The 18,004-nt window shown below is 59.3% G+C and carries 15 protein-coding genes; 10 read left to right on the top strand and 5 right to left on the bottom strand.

What is annotated here, in order from left to right:
* Positions 1-630 precede the first annotated feature (630 nt).
* Both ruvB and ruvA read right to left on the bottom strand, forming a co-directional pair.
* On the bottom strand, positions 631-1,641 hold the full coding sequence (ruvB, locus tag I6L44_RS13275; protein ID WP_005335744.1) for a Holliday junction branch migration DNA helicase RuvB: 1,011 nt from the start codon (positions 1,639-1,641) through the stop codon (positions 631-633).
* Positions 1,642-1,649: 8 nt separating this feature from the next.
* Positions 1,650-2,264: a Holliday junction branch migration protein RuvA gene (gene ruvA, locus I6L44_RS13280; protein WP_216952061.1), complete on the bottom strand. Its 615-nt coding sequence runs from the start codon at positions 2,262-2,264 to the stop codon at positions 1,650-1,652.
* Between the two features lie 261 nt (positions 2,265-2,525).
* Here ruvA and I6L44_RS13285 point away from each other — a divergent pair, with 261 nt between their 5' ends.
* Positions 2,526-4,535 carry a methyl-accepting chemotaxis protein gene (locus I6L44_RS13285; protein ID WP_216952062.1) on the top strand — a complete coding sequence of 670 codons (2,010 nt, stop codon included), beginning with the start codon at positions 2,526-2,528 and terminating at the stop codon, positions 4,533-4,535.
* 82 nt (positions 4,536-4,617) lie between these two features.
* Here I6L44_RS13285 and lysE read toward each other — a convergent pair whose 3' ends face one another.
* Positions 4,618-5,229 carry an L-lysine exporter gene (lysE, locus tag I6L44_RS13290; protein WP_216952063.1) on the bottom strand — a complete coding sequence of 204 codons (612 nt, stop codon included), beginning with the start codon at positions 5,227-5,229 and terminating at the stop codon, positions 4,618-4,620.
* A gap of 194 nt (positions 5,230-5,423) precedes the next feature.
* Positions 5,424-6,206, bottom strand: coding sequence for a LuxR family transcriptional regulator (locus tag I6L44_RS13295; protein ID WP_216952064.1), 783 nt, complete (start codon positions 6,204-6,206; stop codon positions 5,424-5,426).
* 62 nt (positions 6,207-6,268) lie between these two features.
* Here I6L44_RS13295 and I6L44_RS13300 point away from each other — a divergent pair, with 62 nt between their 5' ends.
* From I6L44_RS13300 to I6L44_RS13325, 6 genes are all read left to right on the top strand, one after another.
* On the top strand, positions 6,269-6,919 hold the full coding sequence (locus I6L44_RS13300) for an acyl-homoserine-lactone synthase (RefSeq protein WP_216952065.1): 651 nt from the start codon (positions 6,269-6,271) through the stop codon (positions 6,917-6,919).
* A gap of 199 nt (positions 6,920-7,118) precedes the next feature.
* Complete coding sequence (locus I6L44_RS13305) at positions 7,119-8,018, top strand: LysR family transcriptional regulator ArgP (protein WP_216952066.1); 900 nt, start codon at positions 7,119-7,121, stop codon at positions 8,016-8,018.
* An 86-nt stretch (positions 8,019-8,104) separates the two neighbouring features.
* Positions 8,105-10,120 carry an exoribonuclease II gene (locus tag I6L44_RS13310; protein ID WP_216952067.1) on the top strand — a complete coding sequence of 672 codons (2,016 nt, stop codon included), beginning with the start codon at positions 8,105-8,107 and terminating at the stop codon, positions 10,118-10,120.
* A gap of 253 nt (positions 10,121-10,373) precedes the next feature.
* A complete protein-coding gene (locus tag I6L44_RS13315) occupies positions 10,374-12,014 on the top strand; it encodes a diguanylate cyclase (protein ID WP_216952068.1) in 1,641 nt (546 codons plus the stop codon).
* 4 nt (positions 12,015-12,018) lie between these two features.
* Positions 12,019-13,122: an EAL and HDOD domain-containing protein gene (locus I6L44_RS13320; protein WP_216952069.1), complete on the top strand. Its 1,104-nt coding sequence runs from the start codon at positions 12,019-12,021 to the stop codon at positions 13,120-13,122.
* 66 nt (positions 13,123-13,188) lie between these two features.
* The gene (locus I6L44_RS13325; protein WP_216952070.1) at positions 13,189-13,779 is read left to right on the top strand and encodes an HAD family phosphatase; all 591 of its coding nucleotides are present in this window, start codon (positions 13,189-13,191) and stop codon (positions 13,777-13,779) included.
* A gap of 133 nt (positions 13,780-13,912) precedes the next feature.
* On the opposite strand, the gene hfq is transcribed toward I6L44_RS13325, so the two are convergent.
* Positions 13,913-14,272, bottom strand: a complete 360-nt coding sequence (hfq, locus tag I6L44_RS13330; protein ID WP_005335772.1) for an RNA chaperone Hfq — start codon at positions 14,270-14,272, stop codon at positions 13,913-13,915.
* A gap of 176 nt (positions 14,273-14,448) precedes the next feature.
* On the opposite strand from hfq, the gene I6L44_RS13335 reads away from it, so the two are divergent.
* The 3 genes from I6L44_RS13335 to I6L44_RS13345 are packed head-to-tail and all read left to right on the top strand — an operon-like array spanning position 14,449 to position 17,928.
* Entirely contained in the window at positions 14,449-15,720 is a 1,272-nt protein-coding gene (locus I6L44_RS13335) for a paraquat-inducible protein A (protein WP_204481315.1), read from the top strand.
* A complete protein-coding gene (gene pqiB, locus I6L44_RS13340) occupies positions 15,713-17,362 on the top strand; it encodes an intermembrane transport protein PqiB (protein ID WP_216952071.1) in 1,650 nt (549 codons plus the stop codon). Before I6L44_RS13335 ends, pqiB begins: the two co-directional genes overlap by 8 nt.
* The gene (locus I6L44_RS13345; RefSeq protein ID WP_042656389.1) at positions 17,359-17,928 is read left to right on the top strand and encodes a membrane integrity-associated transporter subunit PqiC; all 570 of its coding nucleotides are present in this window, start codon (positions 17,359-17,361) and stop codon (positions 17,926-17,928) included. Before pqiB ends, I6L44_RS13345 begins: the two co-directional genes overlap by 4 nt.
* Positions 17,929-18,004: the final 76 nt, after the last annotated feature.

The following is an 18,004-nucleotide window of genomic DNA, read 5'->3' on the forward strand; positions in this document are numbered from 1 at the left end:
ATTATTGAAGCGAGCCAGATCACAAAAGATGATAATGCGTAAAATATTGATTTAAATCAATTTAAGAATTTAACATCCGGCCACCCCATTTAATTTGAAAAATGTCGATGACGCGCCTTTTTCCATGTTATCCAGGTCAGGCGAACTGATTCGAAAACTCAATTTAAAACTACAAACAATGCATACTCATGCGAACCAATTTCATCAATCACTACATTAGATAAACTAATTTGAAGGTTGCAATTTTTCTTGTTTGCCCGGGCCGATACGAGCTCCTACAATGCGCCTCGCAGTGAGGGCATACCCTTGGATACAGGCCGGTTAATCAGGGTTCACGGTACGTATTCGACCATCAATTTGAACCTGTCTATTGGAATCGAAGATGAAAAAGTTTGTTGCTAAAACCATCCGTTACTACAAGCTTTCCTTTGTTCAGCTCTATCAACTGAACCGACTCTGAGAGCTCGCGACGGCTCACCTGTTTATTTTCCGGTCTGTGTCCAGACGCACTCACTGTCTGTGAACATCCATCCTGAATTGTCTTTGCCCACCGCATCCGCCGTGGGCTTTTTTTTGCCCGGATAACAAAAAACCGCCTTTGACGGCGGTTTCATGTTCAAACGACTGTTTTTACTTCTCATCTGGTCGCTGAAGACCGAAATGAGCGTAGGCTCGTGTGGTCGCAATCCGTCCTCTGGGTGTACGTTGCAGATACCCTTGCTGGATCAGATAAGGCTCAAGCACATCTTCGATAGTATCTTTCTCTTCCCCGATCGCGGCGGCCAGATTATCGAGACCCACCGGCCCCCCCATAAACTTGTCTATGACAGCCAACAATAACTTGCGGTCCATGAAGTCAAAACCTTCGTTATCGACATCCAGCATGTCCATGGCGCGGGCCGCGATGGGGCCATCGATCCGGCCATCGGATTTGACCTGGGCGAAGTCACGCACTCGTCTTAACAAACGGTTAGCAATCCGCGGCGTACCGCGAGAGCGACGGGCGACCTCAATGGCACCATCTTCCGTCATGTCGAGCCCCAGACAACGGGCACTGCGGGAGACGATATCGGTCAGGTCCTTGACGTTGTAAAACTCCAGCCGCTGGACGATGCCGAAGCGATCCCGCAGCGGGCTGGTGAGTGAACCGGCCCGGGTGGTAGCGCCAATCAGGGTAAAGGGAGGCAGATCCAGCTTGATGGAGCGAGCCGCTGGTCCCTCCCCGATCATGATGTCGAGCTGGTAATCCTCCATCGCCGGATAGAGCACCTCTTCCACCACCGGGCTGAGACGGTGGATCTCGTCGATGAACAACACATCGTTCGGTTCAAGGTTGGTGAGCAGCGCCGCCAGATCCCCCGCTTTCTCCAGCACCGGGCCGGAGGTGGTCTTGATATTGACACCCATCTCGTTGGCGACGATGTTGGCGAGGGTGGTCTTACCCAAGCCTGGCGGACCGAAGATCAGCAGGTGATCGAGCGCTTCACCCCGCTGACGGGCCGCTTCGATAAAGATCTCCATCTGCTCGCAGACGGTATCCTGACCGGTGTAATCAGCCAGCTTCTTGGGGCGGATAGCCCGGTCAATAATGTCATCCTCACGGGCGGCACTGGCCGAAATGAGGCGGTCTGCTTCAATCATCAACTACCTCATACCAGGCTACGCAGGGATTCACGGATGATATCTTCCACCGACATCCCCTCTTTGGCGATCTTGCTGACAATCTGGCTCGCCTGCTGCGGCTTGTAACCGAGGGCCACCAGCGCACTGGCCGCCTCTTCGGTCACATCCGGTGCCCGCAATTCTGGCTCACTGGCTGGCAGGGTGACCATGGCCGGGGAGAAGAGGTCGTGACTGACCCAGCCCTTGAGGCGATCCTTCATCTCCACCACCAGACGCTCGGCGGTCTTCTTGCCGACTCCAGGCAGTTTGACCAAAGAGCTTATCTCTTCACGTTCGACACTCAGCACGAATTGGGTAGCTGTCATGCCGGAGAGAATAGCCAGCGCCAGCTTGGGGCCGACTCCGTTGGTCTTGATCAGCTCGCGGAACAGCGCCCGCTCCTGTTTGTGGTTAAAACCATAGAGCAACTGGGCATCTTCCCGCACCACGAAGTGAGTGTGGATGGTCGCCTCCTTGCCGATCTCCGGCAAATCATAGAAGCAGCTCATCGGCATATGAACCTCGTAACCAACCCCGCCTACTTCCAGCAAGACCTCGGGGGGCTGCTTCTCAATGACAATGCCTCTCAAGCGACCAATCACGGCTCTCTCCTCACCAATACAGCTATTCGCAAATTGGCTCATAGCATAAAGAATAACTGGATAAGTATCCAGCATAGGGCAGCAACCCTCTGGTATCCGGAGAAGCTTTTTCGCAAATTGGCCACCATGCTTGATCTGGTTCAGCCTGCGTGTACGGGATGTTTCTGCACCGTACCGGACTCCGACTGGGCATGAGCCACTACACTAAATCCGTTCGGAACCGAAATTGATGCCAATGCAGATACCAAGGAAGGCCATCATATGAAAATTGTTACCACCGCCAATCTGGGTCTTGCCATCTTGCTCGGCTGCACGCTGGGGATGGGGGTCGTGGGCTGGTATGGCAGCCAGCGGCTGGCCGGTCTGCTCACCTATGTGTTGGGAAGCGCCTGGCAGACCGCCGATGGCGCCATGGAAGGCTCCATCGAACTGGGCAATCAACAGTTACAGATTCAGAAGATGCAAAACGGCACCCCGCTCAATCGCACCGAGCTTGATGCCGCCAAGGCGGCGACCGATGATGCGCTGGCCCGGGTCAGCCAGGGTCAGCTCATTGATGGCGCAGTCCTGGCCACTATGGAGCAGCAGAAGCTGGCCTATCAACAACAACAAGAGAAGCTGTTGACGCTCTATCACGCCTATACCGAGGTGGATCAGGCCCTGCATCACAACGCCGAGCTGATGGCACGACTCTCGACCCAGCTGGAGGTGATTGGCGATGGGGCGGTAGAGGTGCTGACCCAGGCCCCCGACCAGACCATCAGCTGGAACAGCGGCCTCTCCACCCGCTGGGAAGCGGCCGACGGGGGAATGGAGTCCAATATCGGCTTTTTGCGCCAGCTCTATGCGCTGGAGAAGATGCGCAGACAAGGGGTAACGGAGGCGATCAAGGTCGAGCTGAAAGAGGCGACCGATTTCTATCACGAAGCGATCGACAGCATGCTCGGTACCGGGCTGTTCGATATCGAGGGAACCGGCGAATTTGCCGGCAAGCCGCTGGCGACACAGTATCGCACCCTGTTGGCCCGACATCAGCAGCTGATGGGGCAGTGGATCGAGGCGCTCGGCAGCTATCAGGCCCAGCAGGCTCTCTATGAGGCCAGTGCCGACCAGCTACAGCAACAACTGGTTGCCATCGAGGCGAGCGGTGATGCCACCGTCGAGGATCAGGTAGTCCAGCTCAACGGCATCATCAGCCAAACCCGCACCCTGCTGCTGGGCGGCCTGTTGCTTAGCCTGATCATGGTCACCCTCTGTGGCTTCTGGCTGACCCGCAAGCTGGTCACCCCGCTGCTGCAAGTGGACAAACGGATGCAGGATATCGCCGCCGGCGAGGGGGATCTCAACGCCCGCATCAACCTGCTGCGGGATGATGAGATAGGCTCGCTGGCCAACAGCGTGGATCGCTTCATCGAGAAATTGCAGAAGATGATCAGCTCCACCATGGACAACAACCGGCACATCAGCGAACACGTTCACACCTCGGTCAACCGGGTGGAGGCGATCAGCCAGAGCAGCCGCCAGACCGCCGAACATGCGCTGGCCCTGCATCACGACAGTGAACAAATGGTACAAGTCGCTACCGGTATTTCTGACAACTGCAGCATGGCGGCCCACAATGCCAACGAGGTGCGCCAGCTAACCACCGAAAGTAGCCAATATGTCGCCTCTGCCAGTGCGGGCATGCAGCGGGTGGTGCAGGAGGTGGGCGAGTGCGCCATCGCCATCAACGCCCTCAAGGAGCAGGCGGGCCAGATCGGCCAGATCATCTCCACCATCAGCGAAATCTCGGAGCAGACCAACCTGCTGGCCCTCAATGCGGCTATCGAAGCAGCCCGCGCGGGGGAGATGGGACGTGGCTTTGCTGTGGTCGCGGACGAGGTGCGCACCCTGGCCAATCGCACGGCGACATCAAGCGCCGAGATCAGCCAGGTGATCAGCAGCATCCAGCAGCAGACCGAGAGCGCCTACCTGATGATGCAGCGCAACCTCAAGACGGTGGAGTCCGGCATGCAGGACTCCGAGAACACCAAGCAGATCCTGTTCAAGGTGGAAGGCGCCATCGACCAGCTGGCCGACATGGTGCAGCAGGTGGCCGTAGCCACAGGTCAACTGTCACACACCCTGAGCCACTCCTCTGACAAGGTCTCCGGCATCAGTCTGCAAGCCAGAACCGGCGAACAGGAGGCGCAGGAGTGCCTGCAGCTCGCCTCCTCGCTCCATCAAGCCAGCCTGCTGCAACAGCGCCTGCTCTCCCAGTTCCGAGTCTGACCCCCTCCAATAGCGAAGATGCCACTCCCTGCGAGTGGCATCTTTTTGTTACCGGTCGCTCATTCCTGCCGCCTTAACTTCCTCAACTTCCTATGGCCAGTTGAATAGCCAGACTCAGCATGATGATGCCGACCAGCAGATCGATCCCCCGCTGCACCCCTCCTCGCGCTAGCCAGGGCGCCAGTGCCGCAGCACCCAGCGCAAGCGAGTAAAACCACACCAGCGAGGCCAGCATGGCCCCCGCAGCAAAGGCCGGACGCAGGGACTCGCTCACCTGACTGCCAAGGGAGCCGAGCAGCATCAAAGTATCGAGATAGACGTGGGGATTAAGCAGCGTAACTCCCAGCGTCATCGCCAGCACGCTTTTGGCCCCCATCTGCTGAGCAGACTCGGCAAGTCCCTCCCCCTTACCGCGCCAGGCACTGAGCAGGGAACGGCCACCAAACCAGCCGAGAAACAGCACGCCGCCCCAGGTAAGCAGCATCATGCCAATCGGGCTGGCAGCCAGCAGATTGGCTCCGCCAAATACCCCTATAGCGATCAGAATGAGGTCGCAGAAACTGCAGAGTGTGGCGCTCAGCAGATGGTGATTGCGATGGATGCCTCTGCTCAGCACAAAGGCATTCTGGGCGCCGATGGGGATGATCATGGCAAGACCTATGGTGAAGCCTTGCAGGGTCGTGGTCAGCAGCATGGAAAGTTCCGTTCGAAGTGATGAATGAACGGCACTATAGCGAGCCCTGTTCCCTCTTAGAAATTCATTGATTTACTGGTTAATTCATTTTGCTAATGATGAAGCTTTTCTATTCAATCCCTTGTCAATTACCGGATCTGACAATTGTGACCCTCATACAGCAGCAGGAGAATCTGTGGCATGTGAGACTCGGACTACTGCAACACTCGGGGAAAATTGGTGACCACCACCTGCTCCAGATTGGGCAACAGCAAGCCGGTCCCCACCCCCTTGGCAATGGCCTGGTAGCGGTTCATGGAGCCGGTTTTGCGGGTGACCTGATTGAGGTGGTAATTGACCGTGCGCTCCGTGATGCCGAGGATGCAGGCTATCTCGCAGGAGGTCTTTCCTTCGCTGGCCCAAAACAGACACTCGGTTTCGCGCTCGGTCAGGGGCTCTTTGCCCGCACTGTCCATCATGCTGAAACGCACCACCCGGATTGCGGCATCGAAGATGTAGTTCGACATCCATGAGAGGATCGGCGACGACTCCAGCAGCAAATCGCTCGAGGCCCGCTCGGACGTGATAAAGGAGAGGATCCCGTTCTCCCCGGCGGCACCGTGCAAGGGGAAGGAGATGCCGTTGCGCAGCCCGAACTCGGCTGCCAGCCCCATCACATCCATGCTTCCCTCTTGCAGAAAGCTTGCTCGCTCATCGAGGCGATTCCAGTAGATGGGCAAGGTCTGCTTGCGCGCCAGCTGGATCACCGGATCACATGCCAGCATGTTGTTTTCGGTATAGGCCTGCACCCAGGAGTCAGGGCAGTGATTGAACAGCACCACCTTGGGTCTTTGCATCGACATCGGCAGGATCAGCGCGAAGCGGTAGTAGTCGTAGCCCATCCCGAGCGTGAAGTGACCGATCAGCTCGGCCAGACGGTTGCCATCCGTCACCGAAGTGAAATGTTCGAGATACTCAAGCAGTTGGTCTCTTTTCATATGAAAGCCCCCTTGGCCAGACATGTGATTATAACGGCGAATAGCAAGACAGAGGGCCCATAATGTTGGTTTTCAAAGGAAAATTGAGAGAGCATCCACGAAATGAGGTAGAGGATGAACTCTATCGCTTTCGAAATCGCGTCTTTTCCGACCGGCTCGGCTGGGATGTAGAGTCCCATCGGGGACTTGAGCGTGACAGTTTTGATACGCCAGACACCCATTGGGTGCTGATCGAGGATAAGCAAGGGCTATGCGGCTGTATTCGCCTGCTCAACTGTGCCGATGCCTATATGCTGCCCACCATCTTCCCCACTGCCCTTGCCGGTGAAAGTGCACCGCGTACCCCCGATGTCTGGGAACTGACCCGTCTTGCCATCGATGCCAGCCGTGCTCCGCGGATGGTCAATGGCGTCAGCGAGCTCACCTGCGTCATCTTTCGCGAAGTCTATGCCTTCGCCCATGCTCACGGGATCCGTGAGCTGGTCGCTGTCGTCAGCCTGCCGGTAGAGCGCATCTTCCGCCGCCTCGGCCTGCCCATCGAGCGCCTCGGCCATCGCCAGGCGGTGGATCTGGGGGCCGTGCGCGGGGTGGGGATCCGCTTCCATCTGGATGAACGCTTCGCCCGTGCCGTTGGCAAACCTCTGCTGGGCCACTATCAAACCAGCCACTATCTACTGCAGCAACCATCACCGGCGCTGGCAACGCAGCCATAAAAAATCCCGGGAAAACAGACCCGGGATAAACAGATCGCTATGAGCCCGCAGGCTAACCCATGGGTCAGCGGGCAGTATCCTCCCTCAACAACCTGATCACTACTGTCAGAAATCACAGCGTAACGGCCCTGTCACCACCCATTGTTGTCCCCTGCCGAGTGACGTAGAGTCAGCCCAGAAGCAACGCAAGGGAGGGAAGATGAAAGAGCTGGACTACAAACTGCTGCGGGCACTGGATGCGGTATTGCAGGAGCAGAACTTCGAGCGGGCCGCCAAATCACTGCACATGACCCAGTCCGCCATCTCCCAGCGGATCAAACTACTGGAGCAACAGTTTGCCGAGCCGCTGCTCATCCGCAGCCAGCCGTTGCAGGCGACCCCGCTCGGCCAGAAGCTGCTGGCACACTATCGTCAGGTCCACCAGCTAGAGCTGGAACTGGCTGGTGAGCTGGCTCCCGCCACACCACAAGCACCCATCCGGATCAGTATCGCCGTCAATGCCGACAGCCTGGCCACCTGGTTTCTGCCCTCGATTACTCCCTTGCTTGAGCAGCATCCCATCGAACTCAACCTGCTGGTGGATGACGAGTGCCGCACCCTCGACAAGGTGCGCGAGGGACAGGCCTTCGGCGCGGTCAGCCTGAGCCCCCAACCGCTGGCTGGTTGCTGTGTCGACGAGCTGGGTGAGATGAACTATCTGCTCACCGCCAGCCCGGCCTTTGTGGCTCGCCATTTTCCTCGCGGTCTGACCCGGGAAGCACTGGCCAAGGCACCGGCAGTAGCGTTCGATCAGCGAGATGACATGCATGTAAGCTTTATGAGGGAGCAGTTCGGGCTGGAGCCTGGCGGCTACCCCTGCCATACGGTTCATTCGTCGGAGGCCTTTGTCGCCATGGCCGAACAGGGAGTGGCCTACTGTCTTATCCCGGAATTACAGATCAGGAGACAACTGGAGAGTGGCTCACTGGTCAACCTCAGCCCAGAGCGCATCCTGACGGAGCGACTCTACTGGCACCGTTGGGTACTGGAAAAAGGGGTACACAAACAGCTCTCTTTACGGCTCATCGACTATGCCCGCAGCTCTCTGAAACCACGCTGATCAGGCCATTCACCTTGGCTTTGCAGGGCTAAAAACGTATAGTGCTGGGCGTTTCTTCATCAGGTCTCCACTCAGGTTCCCCATTTATGTTCCAAGACAATCCGCTGCTGGCCCAGCTCAAGCAACAAATCCGCGAAAACATCCCGAAGAAAGAGGGTGTGATCCGCGCCTCGGACCGGGGCTTCGGCTTTCTGGAAGTCGATGAGAAGACCAGCTATTTCGTGCCGCCTCCCTACATGAAGAAGGTGATGCACGGTGACCGGGTGACCGCCCTGATCCGCACCGAAAAAGAGAAGGAAGTGGCCGAGCCGGATACCCTGCTGGAGCAGTCCGTCACCCGTTTCGTGGCCCGGGTCAAGATGTTCCGTGACCGCCTCAACGTGGTTGCCGACCATCCGCTGATCAAGGATGCCATCAAGGCCCGCGTCAAGAAGGGTCTGGATGAGAAAGAGTTCAAGGAAGGTGACTGGGTGGTGGCGACCCTCAAGCGCCATGCGCTGGTCGACGGCAACTTCTCTGCCGAGATTATCCAGAAGATCGCCGCCCAAGAAGATCACAATGTGCCCTGGTGGGTGGTGCTGGCGCGCCACAATCTGGCCCAGGTCGAGCCGGCTGACTTGCCGGAGTGGAAGGTGATCGAAGAGGAAGAGCTGCCCCGTCGCGATCTGACCGCAGTCCCCTTCTTCACCATCGACGGTGCCAAGACCAAGGATATGGACGATGCGCTGGCCATCACCAAGCTGGACAACGGCTGGGAGCTGCTGGTCGCCATCGCTGACCCGACTGCCTATGTGGCCGAAGGGAGCGAGCTGGACAAAGAGGCCGCCCAGCGCGCCTTTACCGTCTACATGCCGGGCCGCAACGTGCCGATGATCCCACGCACCCTCTCCGACGAGCTCTGCTCCCTGAAAGAGGGCGAGGAGCGCAACACCCTGTGCGCCCGTCTGCTGATCGCCGAAGATGGTCTGCTGCTGGAGGAGACCGAGTTCTTCGCCGCCCGCATCTGCTCCCACGCCCGTCTCAACTATGACGACGTCTCCGACTGGGCTGAGCATGGCAAAGAGCTGGCTATCGACGCAGGTGTGCTGGCCCAGCTGCCGCTGATGAAGGCGATGACCGAAGCACGCATCGCGTGGCGCACCGAGCATGCGCTGGTATTCCCGGATCGTCCCGACTACGACTTCGAGCTGGGCGAGAATGGCGAAGTGCTGGCTATCCACGTCGAGCCGCGCCGCATCGCCAACCGCATGGTGGAAGAGTCGATGATCGCCGCCAACATCTGCGCCGGTCGCGTGCTGGGCAAGAGCGTCGGTTACGGCATCTTCAACGTTCACACCGGCTTTGACGAAGAGTCCCTCGACGGCGCCATCGACCTGCTGAAAAGCGCCGAAGCCCCGTTCGAGCGCGACGAGATCGCCAGCCTCTCCGGCTTCTGCGCCCTGCGCCGCTGGATCGACAACCTCGACACCCGCTGGCTGGATGGCAAGATCCGCCGCTTCCAGAGCTATGCGCTGATGTCCTCCGAACCGGGCGCCCATTACGGTCTGGGTCTGGATGCTTACGCCACTTGGACCTCCCCGATCCGCAAATACGGCGATATGGTCAACCATCGTCTGCTCAAAGCCGTCATCGCCGGCAAGACCCCGGGTGAGCGCCCGAGCACCGAGCTCACCGAGCACCTGACCGCCTGCCGCCGCCTGCACCGCATGGTGGAGCGTGACATCGGTGACTGGCTCTATGTCCGCTACCTGAAGGCCGATGCAGGCACCGACAAGGTGTTCAACGCCGAGATCATCGACGTGATGCGTGCTGGCCTCAAGCTGCGTCTGCAGGAGAATGGCGCCGTGGTCTTCATGCCTGCCCGTCATATCCTCGACAACAAGGATCGCCTGGAGTGCAACTGGGACAATGGTCGCGTCTATCTGGACAAGACCGAGGTGGTCTACGAGCTCGGCCAGCTCATCGAGGTGAAGCTGACCGAAGCGGTGGAAGAGACCCGTTCCCTTATCGCCAAGCCGGCGGTAGATCTGGTACCGGGTCCGGCACCGGAAGCCCCGGTCGCCGAGAGCACTCCTGCGGACGTAGCCCCCAAGGCTGAGTAAGCCGCACAGAGTCATCTCATCTGCCCGAGAGCCCGCCATTGCGCGGGCTCTTTTTTGCCCCGCATCTGCCATACACGCTGCCACAAGTGGCGCCACTACGCACAGTTTTCGCCACAGTTGGCAGTAAAAGCAGTGAATGTTTCCACGCATAACGTGGAATGCAACCAATATGTGCGACACCTCTCCTTTCTGACATATTAATCAAAGAGAAATATGTTTATACTCGCTTGGGTACAATCCAAGGGATGCTGGTATGCAGGAATGGGACCCGGAACACTTCACCAACTTCGCTCAGTTATGCGAAGTGAGCCTCGCCACCATCCGTGAAAAAACCGATGCCGAACGCCTCTACCTCTGGCTGAAAGCCCCCGAACCGCAGCTCTACAGCTTTCAGCTCGATAAGGGGCTGACTACGCTTGATCTCGCCCATCTCGGTCAACTGACCCTGCCCCACCATCTGCTCGACAAGGCGATGGACAAGGGGCAACTGGTGATCGAGCAGATCTACCAGCCGCCGGACTCTGGTGAGAATGTCGAACCAGCCCAGCAACGACTACGCGCCTGCTTCCCCCTCAAACGCCATATGAACCTGGAAGGGGTCATCTATCTGGAGACCCACCGCCGTATCGACCGCCTCTCTGCACGCCAGCGTCAGGGGATCCAGCTGCAGATCCACTATCTGACCGCCGAATTGAGCAACCACCTGCTATCCAGCCAGGTCAATCAGGAGCGGGATCAGCGGCTCCATACCCAGACCGATCTGGTGCAGAGTCAGGCGCTGCAGGGCTCTTTTCTCACCATGTTGCAGGCGCTGCACATGGTCAGCGTCACCCTCTCCCGCAGCCACAGCGAGAACGATCTGCTGCGGGACGCCGTGCTTCTGGCCCGCAAGGAACTGCAGTTCGATCGGGTCGCCATCTTCCTGATCGAACCCGATGGCAAGACCATGCGCGGCACCTGGGGCACCAGCGAAGAGGGAGAGCTGGTAGACGAACATGACTTTGTCAGCCCCATTCCGGAGCACCCCACGGTGCAGGAGGCGCTCAGGCGCAAGGACTACGTACTGGTGCTGGAAGATACCCCCCTCTACTACGAGAAACAGCAGGTAGGTCGTGGCTGGAACGCCATGGTCTCGCTGTGGGATGGCACCACTCCCATCGGCTGGATCGCCGCCGACAACCTGCTCTGTCACCGACCACTCAAGGCTTATCAGAGCGAGATTTTCAAACAGTACGCCGCCATCCTGTCACAGTTACTGATCCGCCAGCGCACCCAGGAGCAGTTGGAAACCCTCAACCGCCAGCTGGAGGAGCGGGTTGCCGAACGCACGATACAACTGGCCGAAACCAATCGGGCGCTGGAGGAGGCCAATCACCGCCTCTCCCTGCTCTCGCTGGAAGATCCTCTGACTGGTATCGCCAATCGGCGCCAGTGGGACATCACCATGCAACGGGAATGGGAGTGGGCACGGCGCACCCAAAATCCGCTGGCGGTATTGATGATCGATGTCGACGACTTCAAGGCCTATAACGATCACTTCGGTCATACCAAGGGGGATGAGTGCCTGCAGCAGGTAGCCCGAGTACTGCGGGAGGCCGAGCGACGCTCTACCAATCTGGTGGCTCGTTATGGCGGAGAAGAGTTCGTCATCCTGCTCTGCGCCCCCCAACCCGGTGAGGCCGAACAACTGGCCGAGAGGATCCATGATGGCCTAACCCGATTAAAACTGCCCCATCCCGCCTCGCGGGTTGCTGATTTCATTACGGTTAGCATAGGCTTTAGCTATCTGGTTCCCTCCCTGAACGAGGCATGGCAGAGTCTGACCGAACAGGCCGATCAGGCGCTCTACCACGCCAAGTCTCAAGGACGGGCGCGCACTCTGGCCTATCGGTGATCCCATGCTGTTGCGTCGTTATCCCATCTTCAATCGCCGCCTGGCCCTGGTGGCCTACGGCATCGATTATCTGCTCGGCTCACCGGACGAGTGGCCCTCGCTGGCACAACATTGCCGCCTGCTGGCACAAGGGCGCCAATATCTGGTGCCCTTCACCCACGAACAGCTCGATGAACAGCGTCCCCTGCTGTTTGATCAGGATGCGATCCCGCTGGTCGAAGCCTCCAGCGAACGGCTACCAGCTTCCTTTCCGGTGCTGGAACAGTGGCGAGACAGTCGACGCCGGCTTGCCGTACACGGGGTCAGCCGTGAGCCACGCTGGCTCGGTGCCAGCCGTCTGCTGGTATTCTGGATGGGCGAAGAGGGGATCTGCCAGCCCACCGAACACAAGCGGATGGCCCTCGATATCGAAACCTGGGAAGACTTTCTCCCGCTGCGAGAGGCCGGAGTCGACTTCTTTGCCGGTGGTTTTCTCGCCCGCCCCGAGCTGGTCAATCAGCGTGCCACCCAGCCCGACATGGCACTTGTGCAGCAGATCCTCCAGCTCATCTGCCACGAGGAGTTCTCCTTTGCCCAGGTGGCCCGCCTGCTGGAGCAGGATGCCTTGCTCCCGGGCCAGCTACTCACCTATGTCAACGCCCCCGGCTTCGATCATGCCGCCCCCATCACCTCGGTTTCCCGCGCCCTCTCCTATCTGGGAGAGCAGGAGATCCGCAAGTTTGTGCTGATCAACGGTCTGGCCCGGGTAAGCCAGCATATGCCGGAGGCCTCTACCCGGATGGCCATCGCTCGCGGTCGCTTCTGTGAACTTATCGCCCTCACCGCCCTAGACAAACGCGAAGCAAGCTGGGCTTTTCTGGTAGGGCTGGTACTCGATGGTTCCCTGCTATCGGAGTCGCTGAAGGCCCACCTGCCCAACAACGTAAAACGAGCCATCGAGCGGCACGAAGGGCCGCTGTTCCACCTGTTCCAGCTGGTCAGGACCTACGAACAGGGCAACTGGGCCCTGCTGGAGCAGCTGGCACCGAAATACCAGCTCGACCCGACCAGACTCACCCCCGTCTATTTTCAGGCGCAAATGTGGGGGCAAGCGTTTCTCACCTGCTAGGTGATGGCGAGGCGGGGAGCCACTGGCTAGAATGGGCTCCCTTTTTTCAGAGACAGACCCCGCACCATGACTCTTTCCGGATTCCAAGGCCTGGTCTTTGACCTTGATGGCACCCTGGTCGACTCCATGCCGCTGCACCTCGCCGCCTGGGAACATACCGCCCGTGAGTTTGGCTTTCGCTTCGATGCCGACTGGTTCTATGAACTGGGTGGCATGCCGAGCCGCAAGATAGCCCTGCTGGTCGCACAGGAGCAGCAGATCCCTCTCGATCCGCTCGAAGTCACCCGCTGCAAGACCGCCCACTATGTGGCCAACCTGCACAAGGCGACCGTCTTTCCGGCCATGCAGGCGCTGGTCGAGCGCTATCATGGCGTCATCCCGATGGGGATTGGCACCGGCTCGCCCCGCGTCAACGCCGAAGCGGTGCTGCGCAACACCGGGCTGGATCGCTATTTCTCCGTGGTGGTCACCGCAGACGATGTGGAGCTGCACAAGCCCAATCCGGACACCTTCCTGCTGGTCGCCAGCAAGCTGGGGGTCGCGCCATCAGGCTGTCTGGTGTTTGAAGATACCGGTATCGGGGTACAGGCCGGAGAGGCGGCGGGTATGCAGACCTGCATGGTCAAAGAGGGTCAACCGGTTGGCATAACCGCGTAGTGCGGAAAAAAATATCGCCCTGCAAGGGGCGATAACCGGAACCGGCTCTCATACGGGACATGAATGAAAAATGAGAGCAGGTTCCGTCAGCCGCTGACGCAGGGCGCGTCAACGGGGCGTGCGGGGCAGACGATTACTCGTTGTTGCCGCCGCCCTGATTGTCGTCATAACGACCCGGCGCACCGTGGGGGCGCGGCGCCATGGAGACACGCGGCTTGCGAGCACGCTGGATGTTCACCTGCGGACGGCCGGTGTGCATGGCGATGGTGGAGATCTTGGCCTTGTAGACCAGCTGCTGGTTACCATGAGCATCGGTCAGCAGCACGCTGTACTGGTCGAACCCGCTGATGGTGCCTTCCAGCTTGATGCCGCTCACCAGAAAAATAGCGACCTGACTGCGGTTCTTGCGCAACCAGTTGAGGGCAGAATCTTGCCCGTTCCCGAGGGAGAAGGCTTGCTCAATCGTGGAGTAGCTGGGGGATTCAGTTGTCATAAATTATTGTCCCGCGGAAAAAAAGTGGCGTTTGATTGTGCTAAATGGGCACTGGCTTGTCAAAGTCATTCTCACTCCCGCCAGCAATAGCGGCCTCCGGGGGCTGGTCGCTGACCAGCACAACTGCGATAATCGCCAGCTCTGGCTCTACCACGGGCCTTATCTGGGGTTTTATCTTGCATCCGGTTTCACACCAACACCACACCACCTATGTCCATGATGCCACTGCCTGCGAAGAGTGTGACCTGCTGATACCGGCCACACCGCTCGAGGTGGGACAGGCCAGCTGCTGCCCCCGTTGCGGACACACCCTGAGTCGCCACCTGCCACAGCAGGAGTTGCGGCCGATCTCCTACGGGTTCGCGGCACTTATCATGTTCGTGCTCGCCAATGCCTTTACCTTTATGTCCTTCTCGGCCAAAGGGGTGGGCCAGGAGATGACCTTTTTGCAGAGCATCACCACCCTGGTGGATGAGGGCTATCTGTTTCTCGGCGCGGTACTGAGCCTGACCCTGATCGGCCTGCCACTGGTTTATATGGGCTCCATCATGCTGGTGCTGTGGCGGATCGATAAAGATCTGCACAGCAATGCCCTGCGCTCCCTCGGCCGTCTGCTCTGCCGGATCAAACCCTGGCTGATGGTGGATGTCTTTCTGGTGGGGGTGCTCATCTCGCTGGTCAAGCTGATGGGGATGGCCGACATCAAGATGGGGCTGTCATTCTGGGCTTTCGTCGGCTACACGGTGCTGCTCATCAAGATGATCTCCTCGCTGGATCAGATGTGGCTGTGGCAGCGGCTGTTCGGCCCGACCGAGGCGCGGGAGATCGACCCGGAAGCGGGCGCGCTGGAATCAGGTCTGGTGGGCTGCCATATCTGTGGCGCCCTGAGCGAGGTGGGCTGCCATAGCTGCTCCCGCTGCGGCGGCAAGCTGCATGCCCGCAAGCCGGGCGGCCTGAACCGTACCTGGGCGCTGCTGTTTACCTCCGCCATTCTCTACATTCCGGCCAACGTCTATCCCATCATGGATACGGTGTTTCTCGGTGATGACAGCCCCTCCACCATCCTCGGCGGTGTGGTGCTGCTCTGGGCCATGGGCTCCTACCCCATAGCGGCGGTGATCTTTTTCGCCAGCGTGGTGGTGCCGCTGGTGAAAATACTGGCGCTATTCTGGCTTTGCTATATGGTGCAGCGCGGCAATGTCACCTCCCCCCTCGGCAAGCTAAAACTCTATCGCATGACCGAATTTGTCGGACGCTGGTCGATGATCGACGTCTTCGTGGTGGCCATTCTGGCGGGCCTGATCCGGCTCGACAATCTGATGACCATCTATCCCGGCCCTGCGGCCGTCGCATTTGCAGGTGTGGTGCTGATCACCATGGTCGCCGCCATGAGTTTCGACTCCCGCCTGATCTGGGATTTACAACAAGGAGAACGCGAACGTGAGTGAGCGTAAAAAAAGGTGGAAACCGGGCTCTGACTTTCTGAGCTCTGCCGCCGCAATCTGGATGGTGCCCCTGCTGGCGCTGTTCATCGGTCTCTGGATGCTGTTCCAGCACTGGTACTCCCAGGGCCCCAGTTTCACCCTGACAGTCGCCACTGCCGAGGGCATAGTCGCTGGCAAGACGGTGATCCGTTCCCGCGAAGTGGACGTCGGTCGCATCGAGGTCGTCGAGCTGAGTGATGACTATAGCCATGCCGTGCTGAAAGGACGGCTGACCAATGCCGCCTCCGGCATGCTGCGCGGTGACAGCCAGTTCTGGGTGGTCAAGCCCAGAGTGGGCCGTGAAGGGGTATCGGGTCTGAGCACCCTGCTCTCCGGCGCCTATATCGAGCTCGCCCCCGGCAAGAAAGGTCGGGCACGGGACGAATACGCCATGCTCGACAAACCGCCACTCGCCTCCCTCGATGCCAAGGGGCTGCGTCTCACCCTCAGCAGTCGCGACACCCGCGCGCTGGGAGAAGGCTCCCCCATCAACTATCAGGGCTTCACCATAGGTCAGGTGGAAGAGGCGAAGTTCCTGCCCGAGAAGAGCGAGATGCAGTATCAAATCTTCATCCACGCCCCCTATGACATTCTGGTGAGCAGCAACTCCCGCTTCTGGATGACCCCGGGCTTCGAAGTCTCCATGAGCAGCGAGGGGATGAAGGTGAAGATGGATTCGCTGGAGAGCCTAATCGATGGCGGCATTACCATGGGTCTGCCACCCGGCTGGGCACCTGGCGAGCCGGTCAAACAGATGGAAGGGTTCACCCTGTTCCAGGATGAGGCGAGCGTGCTGGCCGGTAGTCTGGATCAGTTCATCGACTACGTCTTCCTGTTCGATGACAACGTGGGTGGCCTGCACCCGGGCGCGGCGGTGCAGTATCGCGGCATTCGGGTCGGTACCGTCATCTCCGCCCCCTACCTCATCGAGGACAAGGGCGTGCAAATCTTCAAGAGCCGCCAGATCCCGGTGCTGGCTCGCATCGAGGTGCAGCGCCTCTCCCACCGCTATGCCAAGGCGGAGAAGGATCAGTGGCGTGCCCTGTTCGGCAAGCAGTTCAAGGAGGGGTTGCGTGCCAGCCTCAAGACCTCGAGCCTGCTGACTGGCGGCAAGATCATCGACCTCAACTTCTATCCGGACGCGCCACGTTTCGAACAGGCCAAGCTGGCCGGTTATCAGGTCTTCCCCACCGTGCAGGGCGGGCTGGATCAGATCGAGCGCAAGGTGAACCTCATCCTCGACAAGTTTGTCGACATGGACATGGCAACCACCCTGACCAAGGTCAACGGGTCACTCACCACCCTGGATGGCACCCTGAAGAACATCAGTGCAGTCAGCGCCAACCTGAACAAGCTCACCGCCAAGGATTCCACCCAGCAGCTGCCCGCCTCGCTCAACGAGAGCCTCAAGCAGTTGCAGGAGACCCTGCAGGCCTATGATGCCCAGTCGCAGACCAATCAGGACCTGCGCCAGTCGGTGCAGACCCTCAATCAGTTGATGCGCGAACTGCAGCCGCTGGTGCACTCCCTCAACGAGCAGCCCAGCTCGCTGATCTTCGATCGCGCGCATCCATCGGACCCTGAGCCCAAGCGAGGCAAACAATGAAAAAAGAGATCCTGACGCTGGCCCTGCTGGGCCTGCTGGCGGGTTGCAGCAGCCAACCAAGCCTGCACTACTACTCGCTCGATGCCGATAGTCAGCAACCCGTGACGGCCCCGGCCCAACCGCAGCACCAGCTGGTGCTGCGCCCGGTGGCGCTGGCCAGCCAGCTCGACCGGATCAGTCTGGTCTATCAGCTGGAAGGACAAGAGCTCCACTTCACCGAGTACCATCGCTGGGCTGGTGCGCTGGACGATCAGCTCAACCAGCTCACCCTCAATGGCCTCTCCACCCGCCTGCCGGGCTGGGTGGTGCGGCAGGATGGCGCCCGCAAGGGGCCGGTGCTGACCATTCTGGTGGAGCGCTTTCAGGGCCGTCATGACGGCAGCGCCGTGCTGAGCGGTCGCTGGCGCCTGCTGGCGGAAGATGGCACCGTGCTGCGCGATGCTCCCTTCCGTCAGGAGCGGGTACTGCCGGCCGATGGCTATAACGCGCTGGTGAACGAGCTGGGTCAGGGCTGGCAACAGCTGCTCGACCAAATCGCCGCCGAAGTGCGCCAGAGCGCCAGCTAATCGGCCATCCGCCGATTGCAGAGATAAAAAAACGACGCCAGCTGGCGTCGTTTTTTTGTGGGCAAGAGTCGGGGGC

The organism is Aeromonas sp. FDAARGOS 1414 (genome assembly GCF_019047065.1).
GTDB classification, from domain to species: domain Bacteria; phylum Pseudomonadota; class Gammaproteobacteria; order Enterobacterales; family Aeromonadaceae; genus Aeromonas; species Aeromonas veronii_A.

Coding starts and splice junctions, on each gene's coding strand:
- I6L44_RS13320 (WP_216952069.1), top strand. CDS start 12,019: ATGCTGTTGCGTCGTTATCCCATCTTCAATCGCCGCCTGGCCCTGGTG.
- I6L44_RS13325 (WP_216952070.1), top strand. CDS start 13,189: ATGACTCTTTCCGGATTCCAAGGCCTGGTCTTTGACCTTGATGGCACC.
- I6L44_RS13285 (WP_216952062.1), top strand. CDS start 2,526: ATGAAAATTGTTACCACCGCCAATCTGGGTCTTGCCATCTTGCTCGGC.
- I6L44_RS13300 (WP_216952065.1), top strand. CDS start 6,269: ATGTTGGTTTTCAAAGGAAAATTGAGAGAGCATCCACGAAATGAGGTA.
- I6L44_RS13310 (WP_216952067.1), top strand. CDS start 8,105: ATGTTCCAAGACAATCCGCTGCTGGCCCAGCTCAAGCAACAAATCCGC.
- I6L44_RS13295 (WP_216952064.1), bottom strand. CDS start 6,206: ATGAAAAGAGACCAACTGCTTGAGTATCTCGAACATTTCACTTCGGTG.
- ruvB (WP_005335744.1), bottom strand. CDS start 1,641: ATGATTGAAGCAGACCGCCTCATTTCGGCCAGTGCCGCCCGTGAGGAT.
- I6L44_RS13315 (WP_216952068.1), top strand. CDS start 10,374: ATGCAGGAATGGGACCCGGAACACTTCACCAACTTCGCTCAGTTATGC.
- hfq (WP_005335772.1), bottom strand. CDS start 14,272: ATGACAACTGAATCCCCCAGCTACTCCACGATTGAGCAAGCCTTCTCC.
- I6L44_RS13305 (WP_216952066.1), top strand. CDS start 7,119: ATGAAAGAGCTGGACTACAAACTGCTGCGGGCACTGGATGCGGTATTG.
- lysE (WP_216952063.1), bottom strand. CDS start 5,229: ATGCTGCTGACCACGACCCTGCAAGGCTTCACCATAGGTCTTGCCATG.
- I6L44_RS13345 (WP_042656389.1), top strand. CDS start 17,359: ATGAAAAAAGAGATCCTGACGCTGGCCCTGCTGGGCCTGCTGGCGGGT.